This window comes from Corynebacterium sp. KPL2895, from assembly GCF_040225815.1.
Lineage (GTDB): Bacteria > Actinomycetota > Actinomycetes > Mycobacteriales > Mycobacteriaceae > Corynebacterium > Corynebacterium rhinophilum.
Genome location: NZ_JBEHFY010000047.1, coordinates 1 through 2,834 on the forward strand (window position 1 = coordinate 1; position 2,834 = coordinate 2,834).

Below are 2,834 nucleotides of genomic sequence, written 5' to 3' on the forward strand. Positions count from 1 at the left end.
GCCGTCTTCTGAAATCCGCCGCGTGGACATCCGTTGCCGCGCAACGGTTGGTGAAGTTGGCAACGCCGAGCAGATGAACATCCGCTGGGGCAAGGCCGGCCGCATGCGTTGGAAGGGCGTTCGCCCGACCGTCCGTGGTGTCGTTATGAACCCGGTTGACCACCCACACGGTGGTGGTGAGGGTAAGACCTCCGGTGGTCGCCACCCAGTGTCCCCATGGGGTCACAAGGAGGGTCGCACCCGCAACCCGAACCGTTACTCCAACAACATGATCGTGCGCCGCCGTCGCCCGAACAAGAAGCGCTAAGAGGAGGTAAACAATGCCACGCAGCCTTAAGAAAGGCCCGTTCGTCGATGAGCACCTCCTCAACAAGGTGGATGCTCAAAACGATGCAGGCACCAAGCAGGTCATCAAGACCTGGTCTCGCCGCTCGACCATTCTCCCCGATTTCATCGGACACACCTTCGCCGTCCACGACGGCCGCAAGCATGTGCCGGTCTTCATCGAGGACTCCATGGTCGGCCACAAGTTGGGCGAGTTTGCACCAACCAAGACCTTTAAGGGTCACGTCAAGGATGACAAGAAGGGACGTCGATAAGCGATGAGTGAGACCATCACCTCCGCATCCGCCACGGCCCGCTACGTCCGCGTTACCCCGATGAAGGCACGTCGTGTGCTCGATCTGGTCCGCGGCAAGTCCGTAAGCGAAGCTTTGGCAATCCTGAAGTACGCACCGCAGGGTGCTTCCAAGCCAGTTGCAAAGGTCGTTGCTTCCGCAGCCGCTAACGCTGAGAACAACTTCGGCCTCGACCCACGCACCCTGGTCATCTCCGAGGCATACGCCAACGAGGGGCCGACCATGCGTCGTTTCCAGCCGCGTGCACAGGGTCGTGCATTCATGATTCGTAAGCGCACCAGCCACATCACCGTGGTTGTCGAAAGCCAGCAGGAAGGGGCCAAGTAATGGGCCAGAAGATCCATCCTCACGGCCTACGTTTGGGCATCACTTCCGACTGGAAGACCCACTGGTTCGCGGATAAGGACTACGCGAACTACGTAGCCGAAGACATCAAGATTCGTAACTACCTCAACAAGGGCCTCGAGCGCGCCGGCATCGCCGACATCGTTATCGAGCGCACCCGTGACCGCGTCCGCGTGGACATTCACACCGCCCGTCCGGGCATCGTGATTGGCCGCCGCGGTGCTGAGGCTGACCGCATCCGCCGCGAGCTGGAAAAGCTCACCGGCAAGATGGTTGCCCTCAACATCCTCGAGGTCAAGCAGGTAGACGCAAACGCAACCCTGGTTGCTCACTCCATCGCGGAGCAGCTGGTTAACCGCGTCGCATTCCGTCGTGCAATGCGCAAGGCTATCCAGTCCGCTATGCGCCAGCCACAGGTTAAGGGCATCAAGATTCTGCTGTCCGGGCGCCTGGGCGGTGCAGAAATGTCCCGCGTTGAGCGCTACCACGAGGGCCGCGTTCCGCTGCACACTCTTCGCGCCGAGATCGACTACGGCACCGCAGAGGCCCACACCACCTTCGGCCGCATCGGCATCAAGGTGTGGATCTACAAGGGTGACGTCGTCGGTGGCGTACGCGAGTCCGAACTGAACGCTCCGGCACAGGGCCGTGGCCGTGGTGACCGCAATGGTCGCTCCCGTCGCGGTGGCCAGCGCCGCCAGCGTGCACAGCAGAAGCAGGAGGGCTAATCCATGCTGATTCCTAAGCGTGTTAAGTACCGCCGTCAGCACCGCCCGAGCCGTCGTGGCGTGTCCAAGGGCGGAAACCGCATTAACTTCGGCGATTACGCAATCCAGGCACTGGAGCCTGCGTACATCACCAACCGTCAGATTGAGGCCGCACGTATTGCCATCAACCGCCACGTTAAGCGTGGTGGCAAGGTGTGGATCAACATCTTCCCGGACCGTCCGTTGACCCAGAAACCGCTCGGTGTTCGTATGGGTTCCGGTAAGGGCCCGGTTGAGAAGTGGGTGGCTAACGTGAAGCCTGGCCGCGTACTTTTCGAGATGAGCTACCCAACTGAGGCTGTTGCAATCGAGGCTCTGCGCCGCGCTGGCCAGAAGCTTCCTTGCAAGGTCCGCATCATCAAGAAGGAGGACCAGTTCTAATGGCAACCGGTACCCCCGCCCACGAGTTCCGTGAGCTCGACAACGCAGAGCTGGAAACCCGTCTGAAGGATGCGAAGGAAGAACTGTTCAACCTTCGTTTCCAGAAGGCCACCGGCCAGCTGACCAACAACCGCCGCATCGGCACGGTTAAGCGCGACATTGCCCGCATCTACACCGTTCTGCGCGAGCGCGAGCTGGGCCTGTCTGTCGCTCCGGGAGCTGAGGCTTAATCATGAGTGAGGCTAACGTGACTGAATCCAAGAAGGGACCAACTCCGAAGAAGGAGAAGGTCAAGGGTGCTCCTAAGGTCCGCACCGGCTACGTCGTCTCGGACAAGATGTCCAAGACCATTGTCGTCGAGTTGGAAGACCGCAAGCAGCACGCTCTGTACGGCAAGATTATGCGCTCTAACAAGAAGGTTAAGGCGCACGATGAGGAAGAAACCGCAGGCGTAGGCGATCTCGTACGTATCGCTGAGACCCGCCCGCTGTCCAAGGACAAGCACTTCCGTCTCGTAAAGATCATCGAGAAGGCTAAGTAAACCCTAGCCAGCGCAGCCCCTGTACCGGACCATTTGGTTCGATACAGGGGCTTTTCGCTGTTTCAGAGTTCTTAAGGCCGGGCTCTTCCATAGAACCAGTAGGGCACCCACGTGACGTCGTCTGAAGAAAGGCCCCAGTCTTTCACCGCGAGGCCCCGAACC

The 2,834-nt window shown here is 60.0% G+C and carries 6 protein-coding genes and 1 pseudogene; all 7 read left to right on the top strand.

What is annotated here, in order from left to right:
- A pseudogene (locus ABRP95_RS11930) lies at positions 1-307 on the top strand (50S ribosomal protein L2); the annotation flags it as partial.
- Positions 308-320: 13 nt separating this feature from the next.
- Complete coding sequence (gene rpsS, locus ABRP95_RS11935; protein ID WP_005276936.1) at positions 321-599, top strand: 30S ribosomal protein S19; 279 nt, start codon at positions 321-323, stop codon at positions 597-599.
- Between the two features lie 3 nt (positions 600-602).
- Positions 603-965, top strand: coding sequence for a 50S ribosomal protein L22 (gene rplV / locus ABRP95_RS11940; RefSeq protein WP_005276938.1), 363 nt, complete (start codon positions 603-605; stop codon positions 963-965).
- Positions 965-1,711: a 30S ribosomal protein S3 gene (gene rpsC, locus ABRP95_RS11945; RefSeq protein ID WP_005276941.1), complete on the top strand. Its 747-nt coding sequence runs from the start codon at positions 965-967 to the stop codon at positions 1,709-1,711. Before rplV ends, rpsC begins: the two co-directional genes overlap by 1 nt.
- Positions 1,712-1,714: 3 nt before the next feature.
- A complete protein-coding gene (rplP, locus tag ABRP95_RS11950) occupies positions 1,715-2,131 on the top strand; it encodes a 50S ribosomal protein L16 (RefSeq protein ID WP_005276943.1) in 417 nt (138 codons plus the stop codon).
- On the top strand, positions 2,131-2,361 hold the full coding sequence (rpmC, locus tag ABRP95_RS11955; RefSeq protein WP_005276944.1) for a 50S ribosomal protein L29: 231 nt from the start codon (positions 2,131-2,133) through the stop codon (positions 2,359-2,361). The genes rplP and rpmC overlap by 1 nt, the downstream gene beginning before the upstream one ends.
- A 2-nt stretch (positions 2,362-2,363) precedes the next feature.
- Positions 2,364-2,672 (top strand): 30S ribosomal protein S17, encoded by a 309-nt coding sequence (gene rpsQ, locus ABRP95_RS11960; protein ID WP_023025182.1) that lies wholly within the window; start codon positions 2,364-2,366, stop codon positions 2,670-2,672.
- Positions 2,673-2,834 lie beyond the last annotated feature (162 nt).

What these genes read in the sequence shown, in the direction of transcription:
- rpsS (WP_005276936.1), top strand. Translation starts at nt 321, where the DNA reads ATGCCACGCAGCCTTAAGAAAGGCCCGTTCGTCGATGAGCACCTCCTC.
- rplV (WP_005276938.1), top strand. Translation starts at nt 603, where the DNA reads ATGAGTGAGACCATCACCTCCGCATCCGCCACGGCCCGCTACGTCCGC.
- rpsC (WP_005276941.1), top strand. Translation starts at nt 965, where the DNA reads ATGGGCCAGAAGATCCATCCTCACGGCCTACGTTTGGGCATCACTTCC.
- rplP (WP_005276943.1), top strand. Translation starts at nt 1,715, where the DNA reads ATGCTGATTCCTAAGCGTGTTAAGTACCGCCGTCAGCACCGCCCGAGC.
- rpmC (WP_005276944.1), top strand. Translation starts at nt 2,131, where the DNA reads ATGGCAACCGGTACCCCCGCCCACGAGTTCCGTGAGCTCGACAACGCA.
- rpsQ (WP_023025182.1), top strand. Translation starts at nt 2,364, where the DNA reads ATGAGTGAGGCTAACGTGACTGAATCCAAGAAGGGACCAACTCCGAAG.